Source organism: Aliidiomarina halalkaliphila, assembly GCF_007096385.1.
GTDB lineage: Bacteria > Pseudomonadota > Gammaproteobacteria > Enterobacterales > Alteromonadaceae > Aliidiomarina > Aliidiomarina halalkaliphila.
In genome coordinates this window covers 20,073-40,361 of the sequence record NZ_VJWL01000002.1, presented here as the reverse complement: position 1 = coordinate 40,361, position 20,289 = coordinate 20,073, and the positions used below count along the sequence as shown (strand labels likewise).

The 20,289-nt window shown below is 51.3% G+C and carries 20 protein-coding genes; 6 read left to right on the top strand and 14 right to left on the bottom strand.

All coding sequences use genetic code 11. The features are described 5' to 3' along the window. Positions 1 to 8 precede the first annotated feature (8 nt). From FM042_RS06780 to FM042_RS06745, 8 genes are all read right to left on the bottom strand, one after another. Entirely contained in the window at positions 9 to 1,277 is a 1,269-nt protein-coding gene (locus tag FM042_RS06780; protein WP_143235670.1) for a hypothetical protein, read from the bottom strand. A gap of 37 nt (positions 1,278 to 1,314) precedes the next feature. Beyond that, on the bottom strand, positions 1,315 to 1,899 hold the full coding sequence (locus tag FM042_RS06775) for a hypothetical protein (protein ID WP_143235669.1): 585 nt from the start codon (positions 1,897 to 1,899) through the stop codon (positions 1,315 to 1,317). 230 nt (positions 1,900 to 2,129) lie between these two features. Beyond that, positions 2,130 to 3,350 carry an ATP-binding protein gene (locus FM042_RS06770; protein WP_143235668.1) on the bottom strand — a complete coding sequence of 407 codons (1,221 nt, stop codon included), beginning with the start codon at positions 3,348 to 3,350 and terminating at the stop codon, positions 2,130 to 2,132. Positions 3,351 to 3,353: 3 nt separating this feature from the next. Next, positions 3,354 to 4,055, bottom strand: coding sequence for a response regulator transcription factor (locus FM042_RS06765; RefSeq protein WP_185960732.1), 702 nt, complete (start codon positions 4,053 to 4,055; stop codon positions 3,354 to 3,356). Next, positions 4,055 to 4,486, bottom strand: coding sequence for a DUF3019 domain-containing protein (locus FM042_RS06760; RefSeq protein ID WP_143235666.1), 432 nt, complete (start codon positions 4,484 to 4,486; stop codon positions 4,055 to 4,057). Before FM042_RS06760 ends, FM042_RS06765 begins: the two co-directional genes overlap by 1 nt. After that, entirely contained in the window at positions 4,446 to 5,369 is a 924-nt protein-coding gene (locus FM042_RS06755) for a MipA/OmpV family protein (RefSeq protein WP_185960731.1), read from the bottom strand. The genes FM042_RS06760 and FM042_RS06755 overlap by 41 nt, the downstream gene beginning before the upstream one ends. Before the next feature lie 156 nt (positions 5,370 to 5,525). Beyond that, a complete protein-coding gene (locus tag FM042_RS06750) occupies positions 5,526 to 6,089 on the bottom strand; it encodes an NADPH-dependent FMN reductase (protein ID WP_143235664.1) in 564 nt (187 codons plus the stop codon). 26 nt (positions 6,090 to 6,115) lie between these two features. Continuing rightward, a complete protein-coding gene (locus FM042_RS06745; RefSeq protein ID WP_143235663.1) occupies positions 6,116 to 7,216 on the bottom strand; it encodes an AI-2E family transporter in 1,101 nt (366 codons plus the stop codon). 287 nt (positions 7,217 to 7,503) lie between these two features. Here FM042_RS06745 and FM042_RS06740 point away from each other — a divergent pair, with 287 nt between their 5' ends. Continuing rightward, positions 7,504 to 7,944 carry a hypothetical protein gene (locus FM042_RS06740; protein WP_143235662.1) on the top strand — a complete coding sequence of 147 codons (441 nt, stop codon included), beginning with the start codon at positions 7,504 to 7,506 and terminating at the stop codon, positions 7,942 to 7,944. 12 nt (positions 7,945 to 7,956) lie between these two features. Continuing rightward, positions 7,957 to 8,256, top strand: coding sequence for a helix-turn-helix transcriptional regulator (locus FM042_RS06735; protein ID WP_143235661.1), 300 nt, complete (start codon positions 7,957 to 7,959; stop codon positions 8,254 to 8,256). A gap of 5 nt (positions 8,257 to 8,261) precedes the next feature. Here FM042_RS06735 and FM042_RS06730 read toward each other — a convergent pair whose 3' ends face one another. Both FM042_RS06730 and FM042_RS06725 read right to left on the bottom strand, forming a co-directional pair. Beyond that, on the bottom strand, positions 8,262 to 9,161 hold the full coding sequence (locus FM042_RS06730) for a DMT family transporter (protein WP_143235660.1): 900 nt from the start codon (positions 9,159 to 9,161) through the stop codon (positions 8,262 to 8,264). 10 nt (positions 9,162 to 9,171) lie between these two features. Further along, a complete protein-coding gene (locus FM042_RS06725) occupies positions 9,172 to 9,729 on the bottom strand; it encodes a glutathione S-transferase family protein (RefSeq protein ID WP_232366394.1) in 558 nt (185 codons plus the stop codon). A 175-nt stretch (positions 9,730 to 9,904) separates the two neighbouring features. Here FM042_RS06725 and FM042_RS06720 point away from each other — a divergent pair, with 175 nt between their 5' ends. Next, positions 9,905 to 10,441: a phosphatase PAP2 family protein gene (locus FM042_RS06720; protein ID WP_143235659.1), complete on the top strand. Its 537-nt coding sequence runs from the start codon at positions 9,905 to 9,907 to the stop codon at positions 10,439 to 10,441. Then, positions 10,438 to 11,481, top strand: a complete 1,044-nt coding sequence (locus FM042_RS06715) for an MJ1255/VC2487 family glycosyltransferase (protein WP_143235658.1) — start codon at positions 10,438 to 10,440, stop codon at positions 11,479 to 11,481. Before FM042_RS06720 ends, FM042_RS06715 begins: the two co-directional genes overlap by 4 nt. 1 nt (position 11,482) lies before the next feature. On the opposite strand, the gene FM042_RS06710 is transcribed toward FM042_RS06715, so the two are convergent. After that, on the bottom strand, positions 11,483 to 13,156 hold the full coding sequence (locus FM042_RS06710) for a M28 family metallopeptidase (protein WP_143235657.1): 1,674 nt from the start codon (positions 13,154 to 13,156) through the stop codon (positions 11,483 to 11,485). A gap of 178 nt (positions 13,157 to 13,334) precedes the next feature. Continuing rightward, on the bottom strand, positions 13,335 to 13,727 hold the full coding sequence (locus tag FM042_RS06705) for a DUF4168 domain-containing protein (protein ID WP_143235656.1): 393 nt from the start codon (positions 13,725 to 13,727) through the stop codon (positions 13,335 to 13,337). A 276-nt stretch (positions 13,728 to 14,003) separates the two neighbouring features. Here FM042_RS06705 and FM042_RS06700 point away from each other — a divergent pair, with 276 nt between their 5' ends. Together FM042_RS06700 and FM042_RS06695 are read left to right on the top strand one after the other, a co-directional pair. Further along, positions 14,004 to 15,530, top strand: coding sequence for a sensor histidine kinase (locus tag FM042_RS06700; RefSeq protein WP_143235655.1), 1,527 nt, complete (start codon positions 14,004 to 14,006; stop codon positions 15,528 to 15,530). Positions 15,531 to 15,549: 19 nt separating this feature from the next. Then, on the top strand, positions 15,550 to 16,935 hold the full coding sequence (locus FM042_RS06695) for a sigma-54-dependent transcriptional regulator (RefSeq protein WP_143235654.1): 1,386 nt from the start codon (positions 15,550 to 15,552) through the stop codon (positions 16,933 to 16,935). Between the two features lie 6 nt (positions 16,936 to 16,941). Here FM042_RS06695 and FM042_RS06690 read toward each other — a convergent pair whose 3' ends face one another. Both FM042_RS06690 and FM042_RS06685 read right to left on the bottom strand, forming a co-directional pair. Beyond that, positions 16,942 to 19,038 carry a TonB-dependent receptor family protein gene (locus FM042_RS06690; RefSeq protein WP_143235653.1) on the bottom strand — a complete coding sequence of 699 codons (2,097 nt, stop codon included), beginning with the start codon at positions 19,036 to 19,038 and terminating at the stop codon, positions 16,942 to 16,944. 21 nt (positions 19,039 to 19,059) lie between these two features. After that, positions 19,060 to 20,208 carry a PQQ-dependent sugar dehydrogenase gene (locus FM042_RS06685; RefSeq protein ID WP_143235652.1) on the bottom strand — a complete coding sequence of 383 codons (1,149 nt, stop codon included), beginning with the start codon at positions 20,206 to 20,208 and terminating at the stop codon, positions 19,060 to 19,062. Positions 20,209 to 20,289 lie beyond the last annotated feature (81 nt).

The following is a 20,289-nucleotide window of genomic DNA, read 5'->3' as shown; positions in this document are numbered from 1 at the left end:
GGCGTACCTTACAGTTGCTGATCAGGAGTAGACTCAATGGCGTGAATTGCCTGCAATTGAGCACGTAATTGGGTGTACTGCTCACGCGCACTACCTTGCAGTTCAATGCGTTGATTATTAAATTCCACCACTTGTGGCGTGACTTTAATATCCAAACTTTGACCCATTTCGCTGAGTTGCTGACGCTGGAAGCGCAAGTTGCGATTCGACTCCACCGCACCAGATAGGTTGTACAAGGAAGTAGCTCCTAATACATAGGCCCCAACTTCACCGGCCGTTGAATCCGAGTTACGAATCAACAACGCGGTACCCACAGCCGCTAATACGGCAGTGATTTGCTGACTTGCCCGCCGCGCTTTTTCGCGGCGAATTTCCGCAGCGATGGGTAAGGTTTCCTGATGATAATCCAAATAACTGGAATCACTCTCTGCGTAGAAGGCATCGTAGTTGGTTTGCAGATTATCAATAAACGCCTGATCTTCTGCTTGAATTACCTGAATACGCTGGAACATCGGATCATTCTCTGCAGGGAAGCCGTTGAGGGTATAGCGATTGCCATTTCGAGTGCTGCGCTCATTGATGTAAGGTGCCATCGATTCCGGGCTGTACATGGCGGCATAACGCAATTGACCAACCCGCTGAATCGTCAGCTTTTGCTCGTCGGTTCTATCTAGCAGCAAGTCGTAAACATAGCTGGCAATGGTTTTAAACATAGGATCATAGGGGTTCTTGCCCTGATTAAAGGCATCGCGATAAAAGCCTTCGTGAACGCGGTACTCAAAGGTACGTTCGCCCCATAAGTGGTTGGTTGCGTCGCGTACTTGCACGGTAAGGTTAAGGGTTTCCGTATCGGAGTGGTTAATGGTACCGAGTACATACACATCCGCCGATGCATTGGCATCGGGGGTAACGCTCAAATTGCTAAAAGCATTGGTTTCGGCTAATGCGCGCTTAGTATCCACCGCAAATCGGTTCGCTTCTAAGCGACGCACTTGGGGCCAAATATCTAAGTCGTGCACTTTGCCGTAATCCAGATTTCCCTGTGAGTCCATGGGCAAGCCTGGGTCAAACACGGGGATGGCGACACTTAAATACACATCCGACGGATAGTTATAAGTACGGTTTTGGGTACCGGTAATGGTGGTTCCTCCTGGCCCAGTCGCATTTGGACCAACCGAATTTACATTCGTGGTTTGGCAGGCGCTCAGCGCCAAGGCAATGCATGCGCCGGCGACTAAACGCGTTATCGTTTGATAAACAGGCCATGGGTTATTCATAAGTACTCCTAATGTATTGCAAGCCGACTTGTGTTGTTTAAGACCGGCATCCATATTCTTTTGCTAACGCTTCAAAATGCTCTTTTTCGCTTTCGGTTGTGGCTTCATCGAGTCCTGTTTTGATGGCGTCGCATACCGCAGAACTTCCCGTTTGACGCTCACTACCCTGATGCTCTCGAGAAGGGTCGGCGGTGTCGCGTTGGGCTTGATCCCTTTGCTCCTGTGGGTCATCCTCAGCCTGCTGAGTCGGACTGGATTGTTGAACCGTTTGTTGAGCCGTATCGCTGCCGCCATTGGCGCCGCCAGTTGCACCTGCGTCACTCATGCGATCTTGGCCGGCGGCAGCGGCCGCAGCCATGCAGGCTTCATGTTTGCCCAAATTGGCTTCAATATCTGCGTTGAGTACTGCGATGCGTTCCGCCCGCGTGAGTTCTTCACCTTCCCGCGAATCAAACACTAAATGAGAACAGTCGGAAAAGAAGAACGGCGGTGGCTGCTTAGCGGCCTCGCTCGTGGCGGTCTCATTGGCTGTCAGTGCAAAAGGCACAAGGCACAGCAAGGCAAACGCGCCGACAAGCACGGGCGTGCGTTGTTGTGTTAGAACGTGCTGTATTGTGCGCATAGCCTCACCTCGTTCTTTGCCTATCTCTTTCAAGTAAAGCACTCAGAATGCATTTGTGCATGGGTGCTCCGTGTATAAGTTTAGGCTTATATTGATGAGTTCAGTTCAATAGCACAATATGGGGCGGCATAAGGAACACTCAGGAGAAGCAAGAAAAGCAATATTTTTCAATAGGTTGTCATTTTGTATAAAAGTGTATGAAAGGGCCTAAATGTGCAGATTTAAAGGAATTACTGTGTACGCCGCGGGAGTGTCATAGTAAAGCGAGAACCACCCAGAGGGCTGCGGGTGATGTCGATGCGACCGTGATGCCACTCCACAATGCGAGCGACGATGGTTAAGCCCAAACCCACCCCACCACTTTGGCGTGAACGGCTAGTTTCTAAGCGAACAAATGGCTGTAGCACCCGTTCTTTTTCGTGGTCAGCAATGCCAGAACCATCATCGTCGACGTGAATCTGGATGTGTTTGGGGCTGGGTTCTATATGCACGGCCACCTTCGCTAGCGCATGACGGCGGGCATTTTGTACCAAGTTTTGTATTGCGCGCTCAAGATAATGACCATCGCAGGCCACCACACATTGTGCGGGTAAATGGAGAGAAATCGGTGGCCCAGGTAGCTGCTCGAGTTTTTCAGCAAGGTTTTCGCATAACTCGGTAAGATTCACGGCACTAAGCTCCAGAAGCTCTTCTTGGCCTTCCAATCGGGCATAGTCGAGCAAGGTTTCTACCAGAGATTCCATCTCTTCCACGTTTTCAGACAGGGCTTCGCGGACTTCCGGGCTGTCGGGCATTTCAAGGATAAACTTCATGCGTGCTAATGGGGTGCGCAAATCGTGGGATACAGCGCTGGTCAGCTCCCGCTGTAAACCCAGTAAGTGCTGAATCTGGTTGCGCATGCGGTTAAAGCTATTGGCCAACCCCTGAATTAAACTGCGTTTGGGTAACTGTAGGGTTTGCGACTGATCTGTTGCAAAGGTATTAAGATGGCTCTCTAAACTGTGCAGATCACGGGCCAATGGGCGAATCCATAAGGTGGTGAGCAAGGCGAGTAATACAAAAAATAGAAGATGGTACCAATAGTTGGTGGATTCGGTGCCATCGGCAATAGGACCAATGCGCCAGACCACGTCGTCCTTCTTCAGGTACAAATACAAGCTTTGGTCGGCACTAAATACGGGCAATGCCTCTCCTTGCTGCAGGCGACGTTGCTCCGCTTCTGGCCAACCCACACGACCATCACCCACAACCACGACGGCTAAGCCGATTTGTTCGCTTAATTGATCGGGTGATTCGGCTTGCGCGGTGAGTGAACTCACACTTTGGGTAAGGGCTGAAAACCAAGGAGGAATCTCAGGTTGGTAATCCCGCCAGACCTGCTCGAGGCTCCATCCTAAGCCAATAATGGCGAGGAGCAAAAATACATAAAAATGGGTGAGCAGGCGGCGCATGACTTAATCGTTCCAGGCGTCGGGTACAAACAAATACCCCTTGCCCCACACGGTTTTTAATCGAGTGGGTTGTTTTTGGTCGTCGAATACTTTGCGGCGCAGATGTGACACCCGCATATCGACGGTGCGATCTAAGCCATCGTATTCGCGGCCGATCACATCTCGGTGGATGGATTCTCGCGTGACCACACTGCCCGCACGTTCCGCCAAATACCAAAACAGTTCAAACTCATGGCTGGTCAGGACCACTGGCTCGCCGCGAAACTCCACGGTTTGTGCCCGGGCGTTCAGTTTAAGGGAACCAAAATTGAGTTGCTGTTGGGCGTTGGCATTCCCTACGCCTCCAGAGCGTCGCAGCAACGCCTGTACTCGCGCTAATAACACCCGTGGCTCTACGGGCTTAACGACATAGTCGTCGGCACCTAATTCAAGACCTAAGACCTGATCGATGTCACTCTCGCGTGCAGTAAACATTAAGATAGGTCCGCGAAAGGATCCTCGAATGGCTCGGCACAGATCAAAGCCGTCCCGGCCCGGAAGCATGACATCCAGGATCAACAGATCCGGTTCATGACGTTTTACCGCTGGCAATACGCGATTACCATCGGCTTCCCAGAACACTTCGAATTGCTGCTGGCGCAAATAGTCTGAGATCAGCTTGGCAAGCCGTGTATCATCTTCTGCGATTAGAATTCGTTTCGACATTAAAAGATACTCCATGGCGAACCGAGTCGACGGCGCTGACGCGGTCGTAAACTCTGGGTAGATATTTCTAAATACACGATCACATCACCATAGCCGTTAAGCAGGGTTAAGCGGCCTTGACGCGGCCATTCGAATTGTCCTTGATAGCTACCTTCATCGCTGTTTTGCCAGCACTGTAATTCGTGCTCGCCCAAGGCTAAACAAACCGGTTGAATCTCTTGAGTTACCCAATGAACACGCAATTCTTGTAAGCACACCTCATCGGCTCGCTCAACAATGCACACTTCGGGTTTTGCCGACAAACAGGCTTCAGCCAAACACGGTTCGGTTTGGTTGTCTGTTGATTCAGTGGTGCCGCTTGCTATGAGCAAGAGCACCGCAGGAAGCAGACTAGAAGCGATATTGCACCCCCGTAAAGAAGGTGAACACATGGCGTCGCTCCACCAAGGGGCTATCGCTCATGCCCGACCCTAACCATTGCATACGACCACTACTCACCCAGCTCCATTTTTCTGCAAGCGGGTAGTGCCAAGACAGGGTGAGCGCAGGCTGCCACACCGAGCTACCTTGGTAATAGTACGCCGGGGGCACGCCTTGGTCCCGCGGTCCAATACCGTAGTAATAATCAATCAGATCGTCGCTTTTCCAGTGCAGCTCGGCGCCTAATTCAATCAATCCAAAGCGGCCTTGCAGTGGTGTTGCCACACGCACATTGGCTTGTTGTCCATTGTGTACGCCAGTGATATCCGTCAGTACTTGGATACGAAGGTGCAAATTCTGATAGGGATACGAGTCGAGCTGAATTCCCGCATCGACCGCCCATTTGCGCGACGCAACGTCGTCAATGTTTAACGTTAAACCACTGCTGCCGGACGAGCCTGTGGGATCGCTGTCGTCGGGAGGAGGTGTGAAGCCAATATCGCCACTACCGGACACCACTTGATTACCGAGCCAGAAACCAGTGAGATTGCTGGCGAAATAAGCGCGTTCAAGGTTAAATTTGGTGATTGCGCTTAGTTCGAACCGTGACCGTTGACGCAGACTGTAGCCCAACGTGCCGTTATCCAAGAAAAAACGGTCGCCGTAATAATACACATCAGGAATGACATAAATCGGTAGGTTTTTGGCACCATGCAGTGGATTACTGCGCTCTCCATAACCCGCAGATAATTTGAAATGCCAAGTACGGGTATCGACACAGCCTTTCCCATTCTCAGCGCATGCATCGATATCGTCTTCAATATCGGACGCGAGAAGTGTGAATGAACTCCAGAAAAGAGCATTCACCAGAATAAAACGACTGAGAAAATTCACGTTGGCTGCCTTATATACGCTTATAAACGGAAAATACTGAGAGTAGATCTCGGCTAAAACTTTATCAGAGCAATGCGCGAGGCGCATCGACAGCTGACAAAGTTTTACAAACTAGTGACTACTCTCAGGTACCCGTTTTATATACCGCAGAATAGCCTATTGATGAGATTTGTGGAACGACATAACGCTGCGAATGACCGCAAGGATGCGTTCGTGATGATCACTTTTTAGCGAATCGTCGTCGTGAAACTGCTCACTGGCTTTGCTCAGCGCAAATTGCGTGGGTGCGACCCACATGCCTAATTTGGCAAGTTGATCACGCAGAAGCAGTAGAGCGCGCAAGCCGCCTAGAGCCCCAGGTGATGCTGAACAGATACCCGCCACTTTCGCTTGAAAGAGTTGGCCACCGGAGTCGCCATTTTTTTGTTTACGGGACATCCAGTCTAACGTGTTTTTTACGACCGCGGGAACCGCGCCGTTATACTCGGGTGTGCTTATCAAGAAGCCATCCGCGTTGCGCATGAGTTCTTGTAAGCGATGTACATTTTCCGGCATGCCTTGGTCTTCGATATCGCCGTTATACACGGGTAATGGATAATCATTCAGATCGAGGTATATCACTTCACAACCCTCGGCTTCTGCTGCTCGGGCAATATGTTTTGCGAGTTTTCGATTGAGCGAGGCTTTTCGTAAACTTCCTGCAAACACAAGTAACTTCATGTATCCCTCCAGTTGATTTGCACACCTTAGGTGCGTGCTTTTTCTCGTCGACTTTTCTTCTTATTCACTATGACGTTGTACACGGGCTTGAGTTGTGGAATATGGCTGATAAACACCATAATGACCGTCATTAGTGGAACCGCGATCAAGACACCAATGGGCCCCCATAACCATCCCCAGAAAAAGATCGACACAAAAATGATCACCGGATTTACGGCTAATCGTTGTCCGTGAATATAAGGCTCAAGGAAAAAACCGACCGTACTGGTGATTACGGCAAAGCTCAATGGAGCGATCAACATCATCGCGTAGGTATCAAAGGTGGCTACCGACACAACGGTGAGTAAACCAAAAGCGATAAACACCCCGATATAGGGAATAAATCGTGTGAGCGCGGCCATCACGCCCAATACGATCGGATTGGGTAAGCCAATGGCCCAACTAATCAGCCCCACCGCGACACCAATACTGCCATTTACCGAGGTGATCACCAATAGGTATCGGGCAATCTGTTCTTGCCCGCTGCGCAGAATGCGTAAGGTAATTTGTCGCTTAGGTCGTTTCATTTGTCGCGCTAGATTGCGCACCAAATGGTCGCCACTGACCAGCAAAAAATAAGTTAAGGCTAAGGCTAATGCAAGTCCAGCAATCCCTTCGTAAACACCGGTGGCAAGTTGACTACGCCAGGAGTCTGTTTGCATTACAACGGTTTGGGTACTTGCCACATCATCGTTACCTAGTTGTTCGTCGAGCTCATCCTCAAAGCGCTCCGCCGATTCGGTAATTTGGTCGAGCTGCTGCTCGAGGGCGCTATCACCGGGCAACAACTGACCAATGGTGGCGGGCACGCGCTCGGCCCATTCACTGATGGGCTGTAGCATGGAATAGCCAATGGCGGTCATTCCGGTAACTAACGCCACTAACAAGGCCAGCGACGAAATGGCACGGTGCAAATTGAGTTTTTTCTCAAGCCACACCACCGCTGGAGAAAACAGCAAGGTCACCAGGATCGCGAGCACGATAGGAAGTAAAATGGCATGAGCCAAATAGAAGGTGTAGAGCAGTGCAAGGATAAATAACCCGTAGATGGGTGTACGTAATTGCTGGGGAACCGTAGACTCAGACATGCAGGGCACTCCTGTATTCAGTTCTGCACAGTTGAAAGATTCAGTTTGGCCTATTTTCAACGAAATTTCATGGCGATGTGGTTGTAGTAAGGCAGTGGCTTGTTTATTCGGGAGGTTGGGTGTGTCTCTGCGCATGGCGCTAACGCATTGATTTTATTACACTGAAGCAAGTTTGGCGGCTGATTGGCGTACGCCAGTTTTAAGTCAGTCATAAAACTGACGACGTATTTCCCCCCGGTGTCTGCTCAAATGGACGGGTCTTAACAGCGCAACCGCAGGAGTTTTCAATGACACAGCAAGAGAAATCATCTGAATCACAGATACCCAAAAGTGGCTACACCGTGAGTTCAGGAGGCAATGTTTATTTTGATGTGGATGGGCATCAAGTACGTATATGGTTTTCCGGATGGAATGTTGGGGAACGTGTGTACGTGGACGACGTGGAAGTTTCGCAACTGCGCAGTTGGCGCTTTGTATCAAGCCACGATTTCACTATTGATGGCACCGCCTACAAACTCGAACTAGGTATTAAAGGATGGCGAAATCTATTAAAAGGCGTGTATTTTGCGCGTCTCTACCGAGGCGACACGCTTATCGATCAAGATTGGGTACGGGCCTATGAAGGCGCCAATAAACCATTCTCGTGGAAAACCTTTCTACTCCTGGTGTTTGTGGGTGCAGGTGTTGGTTACGTTGTGGGTGGGCAAGTCGCTCGCTGGCTCGGATAAGCGGAGGCGACTATGGAAATCCAAGCGACGGTGGTTCGCGAAACGCGTGTGAGCAAGGGATGGACCCAGCAACAATTAAGTGATGTGTCTGGGTTGAGCTTACGCACAGTGCAGCGAGTGGAGAGTCAGGGACAAGGCTCATTAGAAACCTGTAATGCCCTCTGCGCAGTACTTGAAATTCCGCGGGAAAGTTTACTGCAAAGAGAAGCGAATGAAAGTGACGATGGTAAGGGGATACTGATGCCCATTGTAGTGATGTCGGTATTGATAGGATTCGTTGCGGGTATTATGGTCACCTTGGCCTTTCGTTAATCGGCTTAACCCTCTCCGGCGACGCGTGTCCGGCGTCGCCATTGTTGGATCACTAAACCGGTAATGATTAATAGCAGTCCAAATACCGTGGAAGGGTGGATGATTTCACCAATGATAGCGGCGAGCAGCAACAGCGATATAAACGGCGAGATAAATATCAAGTTGCTTATTTTCGCGGTATTTTTAGTAAGTTTCATGGCTTTTAGCCACAACACAAAGGTGAGACCCATTTCAAACAGCCCCACATAACTTACCGCGACCCACCCCTGCCATGGTACTTGTGACCAATCACTCCAAATAAAGCTAGCCCCCAGCGCAAAAGGAATGGCAATACTAAAACACAACGCTAGGGTTAGTACCGGCTCGGCGCGATGGCGGGTGTTTAAAATCCAATAGCCGGCCCACAAAAAGGTTGAGAGCAACGCTAAGGCCACGCCGAGCGGGCTGGTAAAACTCAGGCTGAAAATATCGCCTTGGGTGGCAATAAAGAGCACACCGAGATAGCCAAAGGCACAGGCAATCCAATCCCGTTTACGGATTTTCTGACCAAGAAAAATGCCCGCCATCAGTGTCAGGGCAATGGCCCAGGTGTAGTTGAGCGGTTGAGCTTGTGATGCCGGTAATAGTCGATAGGCTTCGAATAAGATTAAGTAGTACACGAGGGGGTTGAGTAAGCCTAATAGCAGATAGTAGCCACGATATTGACGCCATTCAGGCAGCAGCTCACGCAGTCGCCCTTGGACGAGGAGGATCCCCATGAGAAATAGCCACGACACCACACTCGCCGCCGTGACCATTTGCAGGGGTGACATATAGTTCAGCGTGATTTTGAACGCAGTGGCCACGGTTGACCAAAGCAATACCGCAGCGAGGGCGAGCAAAAACGCCTTGCGTTCCGTAGCCATTACAACACGCTTATTGCGGTGGCGCGGTAGCTGCGAAATCTGGATCCGATTTGGCGTGATCCAGTAATGCGAGAAGCTTAGGGTAAGGCGATAAATCCACGCGGTTGCGGAAGATGGCCCAATCTAAATAGCAGCAGAGACGCAATACGCCATCGTCGAGGGGGACGTTATCCCAGTTTTGTTGTTCTAACAAACCCAGTGTTGCCAGTATCCGTGCGAACTGACGTTTCAGGTAAGGCGCGGCATCGAGAGTGAGGCCGTCACGTTCCAAGAGAAATAAGTTAATGGTGGTATCGAGCAAGGTATTGGCGAGGCAATACAACTCACACTCGGATAAATCTGGCAAAAAGGTGTGCCCTTGGGCCTCACGCACAAATTTCAGAATGCTGGTGGAATCGCTGAGCTGTTGATCGTCGATGCGAAGAAAAGGCACGCGTTGTGTCGGTGAACCCTCGGCACTTTGTGCGTAGTCGGTTTCAACAAACTCAAAAGGCAGTTGCACTTGCGCAAAGGCAATACGGCAGTGACGAACAAAGGGTGAGGTGTAGCTACCAAATAGGCGAATCATAATTACTCCAGAGCACAACGAATCATGCCTCGCATCATGCCTTGTCGCATTCATTTGAACAAGCCTGATGAGGGCTCGAAACGCTTAAATTATCATCAAATTATCACCACGCCGTAACAAAAGTGTCACCGCTGCGCCCTACACTTGCGTCAAGGTCGACAGTGAGGATACGGCTATGAAATGGGTGAACCAACTGCAACGCGCCGATGAGATCGCATTTTTTTGGCTCAGTATGCACTTACGTCGCCCCAGCGGCGGTTGTCTTGCGCGCTGGATTTCCCGCAGTGGTGATGGCTACGGCTATGTGGCCACGTGCCTGCTCGCCTTTCTGCTCCAAGATCCGATAGCACAGCCTCTGTTCTTATTACTTCTCGTTGGATTTGCCATGGAGTTGCCGGTTTATTGGCTACTTAAAAACACCTTAAAACGTGCCCGCCCCTGCGACCGAGTCGCCCACTTTCGGTCACTTATTCAAGCCAGCGATCGCTTTAGCTTTCCTTCTGGACACACCACGGCAGCATTCTTGTTTGCCGGGATCACCGCCGCGTTAATGCCAGCGCTCGCGCCTTGGCTGTATGCATGGGCTGCGGCCATTGGATTGTCGCGGGTGGCCCTAGGCGTGCACTACCCCACTGATATTCTCGCGGGTGCCGGTTTAGGCATGGCTCTCGCCGCGCTCACACGTTGGTTAGTAAATGGAGTGTACTTGTGAAAATTCTGATTGGTGTGCAAGGTACGGGAAATGGTCATATCAGTCGCTGTCATGCGTTGGCTGAAGCACTACGTAAGCGCGATGATATTAAAGCGGACTATCTGGTGTCTGGGCGGGCCCAGAACAAACTTTTTGATATGGACATTTTCGGTGACTATGCGTGGCGGCCAGGCCTGAGCTTCGCAGTACGCGAAGGCCGAGTATCGTTTCTAGACACCTTGAGCAATAATCCCTGGGCACAATTTTGGCAGGATGTGCGGGCGCTTGATTTATCCAGTTATGATCTGGTGGTGACCGACTTCGAGCCTGTCACGGCCTGGGCCGCGCGACGCCAAGGTGTGCGCTGTATCGGCATGGGACGCCAGTATGCATTTTTCCGATCCACGCCAACGTTATCGCCAAGTTTGTTACAACGCGCCATGCTCAAGCAGTTTGCGCCCTGCGATACCATGTTAGGCATGCATTGGGAAAATATCGGGGAGCATGTGATTCCGCCGCTTATTCACGGCGAACAAACAGCGCAACCGTCGCTACAGCGGGAGGTTTTGGTGTACCTGCCATTCGAACCGGTATCCCGGATTGCTGCCTTGCTGGCTAATTTTCCTGAATATAACTTTTCGGTGTATCACCCCGATGCGGTGCCCCACATCGATGGCCATGTGCGTTATTACGAACCGTCGCGGCCCGGCTTTGCGCAATCCTTCGCAAAAGCGGAAGGGGTAATTACAAATGCCGGTTTTGAAACGAGTAGTGAAGCGTTGGCGCGTGGGAAAAAGCTTCTGGTGAAGCCGTTATTGGGTCAGTTTGAGCAATTGGCGAATGCGCGTTGTTTACGGGAACGTCGGTTAGCGTCGGTGATGGAAAATCTAAATGTAAATCACGTGGAAGAGTGGCTAGAAATGAACAGGCCAGTCCGCATGGACTGGCCTGATGTAGCGCCTGAGTTGGCGCGATGGTTGGCAAACGGTGCGTTAGAACCGGTCGCCACCTTGCATCAACGCTTATGGAAGCAATCCCAGCGAATCGCTGCCGTTGCCTAATTTAGCGCTGGCGACGATCTTGAGTTTCTAAGCGTAACGCTTCAAACTCATTGCCGGCAGCCCAAACGGGCCAAGCACGGCTGTTTGCCAGTTCATGACCCACGCGGAAGTAGATCCACAGATCTTGATGTACGCCGCGTAAATCCCAATCCGGATTATATTCGTCGGCGGGCTTGTGGTACTTCTCCGAGTACAAACGTGCTTGGTTTTCCTGACCGTACTCGCGACCATGCTCAAAGTGGTCTAAGCCGCCTTTTGCATACAGAACTGGAACGCCCTTTTTCGCCATACTAAAGTGATCTGAGCGGTAGAAAATTCCCGCCTCAGGGTTATTCTCGGGCGCAAGATAGCGATTTTGTGCAACCACATAGGGTTCCGCGTAGGCCTGCATGTCTGAGTTATTCCAACCTACAACAACAAAATCGCGCACCGGGCCATACATGTTTAGCATGTCCATATTGATACCCGCAACGGCCTGATCGAGGGGCAGTAATGGATTTTCAACATACCAAGCAGAACCTAGCAAACCGCGCTCTTCAGCGCCAACTAAGGCAAATACCACGGTACGCTCGGGTTGTGGACCTGCAGCGAAACGCTCGGCAATAGACAATACGCCCGCAGTGCCGCTCGCGTTATCTTGAGCACCGTTGTAAATCTCGCCGCTGACGGGATCGACACCGAGGTGATCCCAGTGAGCCATATAGATCACATGCTCTTCTGGATAGGTTGAACCTTCGATATAACCGATGATGTTGTGAGTGTCGATATATGCAAATTCATTCTCGACCGTCATCGACAACGAAGTGTTTAAATCAACAGGTGAGAAGTCTGAAGAGAGTGCTAACTCGTGTGCTTCGGCAAGCGACATTCCCGCGTTTTCGAACAGCTTCTCGGCACTATCGGCAGTCACCCAGCCTTCTAGTTCTACGCGATGCATGTTGTTGTTGTCGGTTTTCATGGTAAAGCGCACCGGTGAACCACCGGCAATTACGCCCCAGCCATACCCTGCAGGGCCATCTTCGTGAATGATAATGGCGCCTGTGGCACCTTGCCGAGCCGCTTCTTCGAATTTATATGTCCAACGGCCGTAATAAGTCATGGAATTGCCGTTAAACAAGGCTGGATCTTGCGTGGCATAGCCTGGGTCGTTAACAAACATCACCACGGTTTTGCCTTCAACATCCAAACCTTCGTAATCGTTCCAGTTAAACTCTGGAGCCACGATACCGTATCCAACGAACACGAGATCCGAATCGGTTACTTCAATGGAGTCTACAACGCGATTGGTCCAACCCATCATTTCTGAACGGTACGCTAATTCACTTTGCTCGCCGTTGTGTTGCAATGCCATATTGGTGACACGGCTTGGAGCAATGCGTACTAAGGGCACTGGTTGCGTGTAGTTTTCGTTGGTAAACGATTGAATGCCCAATTCACGGAATAAACTGGCAATGTAGTCAATGGTTAGTTCTTCACCTTTGGTACCTGGTGCGCGGCCTTCAAATTCATCAGATGACAAAGTACGCAGGTGGTCGCGATAGGTGTCACTGAAGTGACTATCAACATAACCGTCCGCATCGACTTGAGCCGGATACAGGGGTTCATCGACTTCAGGTGCCGGTGAACATGCTGTGACCAGAAGCAGCGCCGATACGCACATTATAATGTGACGCATGGGTAATTCCTCTTATTAGAATGGTGTGCTAAATGTGCCGAAACATCATAACGTAAATCGCCACACGCGGCATCTGTCTTATTTAAAGGCGCTGACAAAAGAAAAACCAGCCGGCGGGCCGACTGGTTTTTTCACGTTACCAGATGTGTCTCGATGAACCCAACAGGGTAATCACATCTTAGTAATCGTCTGATTCACGCATCTCTTCAACAGCTTGCTGAATTTCTGGATCGTTCTGCAAGCGATATGCGAGGGCATTGTACTCTTCTACGCTTAACCCAGTGTCTTCAACAGACTCAACCATTTCGCGCTGAGCGTTGATTTGCAGTTCCTGTGCTTCTTCTTGGGTCTCTACCGATTCCAAAGCAGTGACAAACTCATTGTTGATCCGCTCGATATGACCGATAGCCACCACAAACTTCTCAAGTTGCTCTTCCGTTACTGGCTCGTTCGCCATTTGCTCCATTTGCTGTTGAGCATACGCCTGAGGATCATCTTGCTGTTGGGCAAGCGCAGGCATTGAGAACATGGCAGCAGCGATAGCAGATAGTGCAAAAGTACGTTTCAACATAAATTCCTCCTTAGGAATTAAAAAACAAAACTGTCACTGAAATACATTGCGAAGACCATGCCAACTTTCGTAGTGATAATATAACTCACTGAAATTTAGTGGGTTCCTCGGGTATTTCCCATTTATTTACACGGCCACTCAGCTTCGAAAGCACGTCATATGTGTATACTTTTGTCCCATGTGACATTTTTGACTGTGTCATTTTGTGTCACAATGGCTCTGTTGTCTCTTTATTGACCAGAGGAACTGACTACTCACATTATCTTCGGGAGTTGTATGAAAACCGAAAAAGCATCGGCGGTTTGGCGTTTGACGGGCATTCAAAGGGCGCTCTTGCTCTACGTGGTGCTTCCTATCCTCACCATTGTGGGCATGGGATTGGGTTTGGGGCTCGAGCGCATGAACACCCAAGAAACCCAACGCTTAAAAATGGATTTAGAACTACTCGGGCGCGCCATTCGTTTGCCGGTAGAAGAAGCCTTATTGGCGGGTGACTTTGATGCGGTGGAACGCTCTCTTGATTCGGTGTTCGAGATTGGTCGAGTGTATGGTGCCTCTGTATACGATGTGGACGGAAACCAAGTGGCTGCGACAGGTATTGTGTCGGGCGACTTATCCCGCAGCCGTGTGGCCCAAGAAGTTGTAATTACCGGTGAGCAACAAGAACGGGTGCGCCCGATCTCCGGTGTGGATATGTATTCCCAATTTTTACCGATCTTTGATGCCTTGGGTCAGCCTAATGGTTTTATTCAAATTAATCGGCAGGCCAGTGATTTTGATGCCAGCTTTCGACGTTTAAGTTTATGGGCGTGGTCGATTTGGGGCATTATGGCGCTGCTTACGCTTACGATTGTGATCTTTGGTCACTACCGGGGTGTGGGACGCCATATGAGTGCGCTAATTCATACCATGAATCAAGTAGAAAGTGGTCAACGCGAGACCCGCGCCCCCGAGCGTGGACCAGGTGAACTTGCGGAAATTGCCCGTGGGCTCAACCAAATGCTCGATAGTATCGAACGTAAAGAGTCGGAGCTGGCGCAATCACGACAGCAGGAAGCCGATATGGCAGAGCGCCTTCAGCATCAAGAAAAAATGGCCGCGATTGGTCGGGTAACCAGCGGTATTGCCCATGAACTTGGGGCGCCCCTCACGGTTATCGATGGTCGCGCGCGACGTTTACAGAAAAGTACCGAAGATGCCGAGAACTTGCGCCAGTTGCAGGCCATTCGGGGGCAAGTGGCTCGGCTCACGCGCATTGTGCAGCAGTTATTAAATTACTCGCGACCAGGGCATGTGCAGGCGGAGATAAGTCAGGCGGCTATTGATTTGCCCAAATTACTCGAGAATGTATTAGAGAGTGTGCGCCACGAATTACCTGGTGATGGGCCGGAGCTCAAACTCCATGTTCCGAAAGGCTACATGCCAACCCTGCAAGGCAGCGAGTCGCGCCTTGAGTTGGCTTTGGTGAATTTGGTGCGCAATGCCGCGCAAGTGGCTCAAGGTCAGGTAGATGTTGCCCTTGAAGTGACCGGTAACGGCGCCAGCTTGCACGAGAAGCGGGTGCAGGAATTATTGATTTGGGTGGTCGATGACGGTCCGGGATTGCCCGAAGGCATCGCGTTAGAGAAATTGACGGAACCGTTTTTCACCACCAAGGGACAAGGCGAAGGCACCGGTTTGGGTTTGGCCATCGTCGATAATGTCGCTCAAGAACATGGTGGCCGTTTGCAATTGCGTAACCGAGTCGACCGCCATGGCTGCGAAGCAGTTATGCGCTTCCGCTTGAATGGCGATAACGAATAACACAGCTCAAAGAGGACACATGGCAGAACGTATTTTGGTTGTTGAAGATGATCCAGGTCTTGCAGAGCTTCTTGTTGAAGAGCTCGAAGCAGAAGGTTTTTCTGTACGCCACGCACTATCGGTGGAAGACGCATGGCCCTTGGTAGAGTCTTGGCAGCCAGTATTGGTCGTGAGTGATTTGCGTTTGCCCGGTGCTGACGGCATGACATTGATCCCGAGGCTAAAAGCGCTGCCTGACGCTCCTGCGGTGTTACTGATTACAGCTTTTGGCACTGTGGATCAGGCCGTAGAAGCACTCAAACAAGGAGCCGATGATTTCCTTACTAAACCTCTGGATATTGAGCATATGTTGCTCACGGTTCAGCGCTTGCTGAATCATCGTCGGCTGCGAACCGAGGTTGCAACAATGCGCGAACAACAACGCGCCGACGACTTTCATGGCATGATTGGCCACAGTCGGGTGATGCGGCAACTCTACCAACGGATTCGCCAAGTGGCGGCATCGGATGCGCCAGTATTGGTATTAGGTGAAAGTGGCACCGGTAAGGAATTGGTTGCAAAAGCCATTCATCAAGAAAGTGAGCGGGCCGAGAAACCATTTCGGGCGGTAAACTGTGCTGGAATTCCAGCGGAATTGATTGAAAGTGAATTCTTTGGCCATGCGGCTGGTGCCTTTACCGGCGCTCAGAAAGCTCGTGGAGGATTGCTCAAGGAAACCGAGGGTGGCACTCTTCTGCTCGATGAAATTGGCGAGATGCCACTGGATTTGCAAGCCAAGCTCCTGCGCGTGCTGCAAGAAGGCACCATGCGTCCGGTGGGCTCGGATCAGGAAGTAAAAGTAAATGTTCGTATCGTGGCCGCCACTCATCGGGATTTAGAATCCTTGGTGGATCAAAGCAAATTCCGCGAAGATTTATTTTATCGACTGGAAACATTAAGTATTGCTGTGCCCGCATTGCGTGAACGTGGTGATGATCGCGAACTGTTGGCCCAATCCATTCTCGCGGAATTAACTAGAAACAACGAACACAAACCGGTGTTTAGTCCTGATGCGATGGATCGCATCTATCGCTATCCATTTCCCGGCAATGTGCGGGAGCTGCGCAATGCAGTGGAGCGAGCCGTTACCTTTAGTGAAGGCCATGCGATTGAGGCGAAGCATTTACCGGAGCGCATGCAAAAAGATATTGATGTGGCCGAGCCAAACACACCATCGTCGGCAAAACAGCCCCTGCGTAGCCTTAACGAAGTGCAGCAAGACTACGTGCGCTATGTACTGCGAGAAACTGGCGGCAATAAACGCAAAGCGGCTGAGATTCTTGGGGTAACGCGTCGTACCTTGTATCGCTGGTTATCCGATAGCACCGCCGAAAATGCGGATAACGCCGATGCGTCGGATGCTTAGATGGCGTTAAAAGGCGCGACTTAGGGTAAAGCCCGCGAGCCAAATTCGGCCTGGAGCTGGCTCGAATGAACGTCCATTCCCTTGATTTACGACCACCGACCCCACATAGGTTTTATCGCCTAGGTTATTGATGCGCAGCCAGGGCTTGAGCGACCAGTTTGCGATGCCGTAGCTGCTTTGAATGGCTGCGTTCCACACGCTTGCCGCTGGAGCATATTCATTATTGCTGTCGGTCGTCGGTACCCGCGAGCGATATTGGTTCTCCAGTGAGATACGGATGCGCTGGTCACCCCATGGGCGCCACTCCAATTGTGAATACAAATTGCTGCGGGCCAGTCCGGGTAATCGGTTGCCATCGTTTTCGTCACCGCGATAGCGAGCATCCAGCCAAGTATAGGCGGTGCGAATCAACCAATAGTCGTTTGCTGCCCAATACGTACTTAACTCAATGCCCTGACGTTCGGTGCGCGCTGCATTGCGATAGGTAGTGCGACCATCGATGCTTTGGTCGACAACGAGGTCATCGCGGGTGTCGATAGTAAAGGCAGACGCTTGCCCACGCCAATTGCCACGGAACCATTTGAGGCCCAATTCATGTTGCTCTAATTTTGCGGCACGCAGATCCGTATTCAGCCCGGTTCCTTCGTTCTGGTAGGCCATTTCCGTGAGGGTGGGTGTTTCAAAGCCGCGTCCCGTGGCAATAAAGCCACTGAGATTTGGGTTAATTTGGTAATTCACACCAGAGCTCCAGGACCATTCCTGATAACTGGTCTCGCCGCTATCGTCGGGATTGCCCGGTACAATAAAGCGGTCGTCGACCTGGAAATCCAAATCGCTGTAGCGTAAGCCAAACAGCCAGGTCATTCGCGGGTTAATTGCATAGTCACTGATGAGAGCTACATCCTGACTACGCACGCGGCCCGTTTCGTCACGACGTAAATCGCCGCGCGTTCCCATCTGATTCACATAACCTTTGCGCTCGTCGGTTTGGCGCTCAAAATCCACACCAAGGGTCACACGCCAATCGTGCTCGTGTAAGGGTAACCAACTGTAGGTGGCGTTTACCCCTGCAAAGCTCCGCTCAAGATCGACGACCCCACCAGAGGCGGTAATCGCAGCGCCGGGAAAGGCAAGGTACTGTTCAATATCCCGCTGACCTGTCCAAGCGGCAACCCGCCACTCGGTCGCATCCAATTGGTCGCGCAGGGTAATGGACTGTTGGCGGTGGCGTATGGTTTTGCGCGTATCAAAGGTTGTTGCTTGACTGGCAGTTTGGCTCGGATCCTCTCGCCATTGTTCAGGGGTGAGCGCGAGTGGATCTTGTAGCAGGGGCGCGTCGTTGTCGTCCCAACGCAGGATTAATTCCATGCTATCGGTCACATCCATATACCAACGGGCGGCCCATTGGTCGCGCTCTACTTGACTGCGGGGTCGATCACCGTCGGTACGAAAGCGCGCATAATCAAGGCTAAAGGAATGCTGCTCTTGCGCATAAACCCCTCGTAAGCGCTGGCGTTCGCGGTTGGCAGACCCAGCACTGAGATCCGCCGTAAGCTCGCTACGAAGTGGCCGCTCGCTTTGCAAATCAATCACACCACCGGCAGAGTTCCCGTAAATGGCCGCAAAAGGCCCGCGAAGCACTTCGACTCGGGCGGGTTCATCTAACAAAATACTGGAGGTTTGGGCTTGGCCATCAGGCATGGATAAGGGAATACCATCAAGGCGCATGCGCACACCGCGCACGCCAAAGGCCGCTCGGGTACCAAATCCGCGCAGTACCACGCGGGTATCTTGGGCAAAGTTATATCGCGTATCGGTTTGTACTCCCGCTAACCCTTGCAATAGCTCAGCGGCATCGGTGCGTTGCCCCGGTAATTGCTGGGATACATCGACCCGCTCCACCGACGCCGGCGTGGCGATCCACGGGCGCTCTGTGCGGGTCGCGGTGACTACCACGTAGTCATTAATCGCAGCGGTATCTTCCGTTTCGGTGGTGTCGACGGTTTGCGCCTGAACGCTAGAAAGAAATAGGCTCGCCAGCACGGCGAGCCTAATTGTATTGAGTTGGAAACCATCGTCACTAAAAGGCACTACATTCGCCATTTAATGGTCCTCTCATTTTAGTTATTGGGCAGGGCGTAAGCGTAATACTTTGGCGTTATCGCGCTCGTCGGTGAGCAAATAGAGATAACCGTCGGGCCCTTGACGAATTTCCCGAATACGATAATCCACTGCCATGCGCTCTTCATGAATCACGCGGTTGCCATCAATTTCCAAGCGCGCAATCACTTGTCCGCGCAGGCCTGCTGCTAACACATTGCCCTGCCATTCTGGGAAAGCATCACCGTCGTAGAAGGTCATGCCTGATACCGCAATGGATGGCGTCCAATGCCACACGGGCAGCTCCATACCATCCTTATTAAAACTAATGGTTTCACTCATTTGGCCACCACCATAGGCTTCGCCGTGAGTGATTAAAGGCCAGCCATAATTTTTGCCCGGTTCAGGCAAATTCAGCTCATCACCACCCTGTGGACCATGTTCAACGGCCCACATCAGACCGGTACTGGGCTGAATGTCGATCCCTTGAATGTTGCGATGACCATACGACCAAATTTCTGGCAACGCGCCCTCTTGGCCCACAAATGGGTTGTCCTGCGGAACTTCACCATTGGCATACAGGCGAATCAAAGTGCCCGTATGGCTATCGAGATCTTGCGATTCTTTCATTTGATGACCGCGGTCACCTAAGCCTACATAGAGATAGCGACCATCGTGGCTAAATACCATACGTCCGCCGTAGTGACGCCCGCCCTCAACTTTTGGATATTGGCTGAAGATAGTCGTCAGATTATGCAGTTCGCCGTCACCGAGTACGGCGTGGGCAACCGCCGTGCTTGTCACGTTGCTACCTGAAGTTTCCGCTTCAGACCAGGTTAAATAAATGCGGTTGGACGTTTCAAAATCCGGTGCAAGTGCCACGTCGAGCAGACCACCTTGATTGCGGACAGTGACTTCAGGAACACCGCGGATGGGTTCGCCTAAAGAACCGTCTGCTTCAATAATGCGCAAACGCCCTTCCATTTCCGTTACCAAAAGCCGGCCTTCGGGGAGAAATGCGATACCCCAAGGGCGAACGAGTCCTTCAGCGACAGTTTCTACTTCTACGTCGGCCCACCGTGTTTCGATGGTTTTCGCTTCAGCGGTTGCTGTAACTAATGCCGATGCGCCTAGCGCCATCGATGTAGCAAGCGCAACAGTTGCGAATTTCATGGTTCACTCCTTGTTAACTCAGGGTCAAAATCACTACCAGCTTCAGCAAAATTCACGGAAGCGGGGAATTTATAAGCGTAG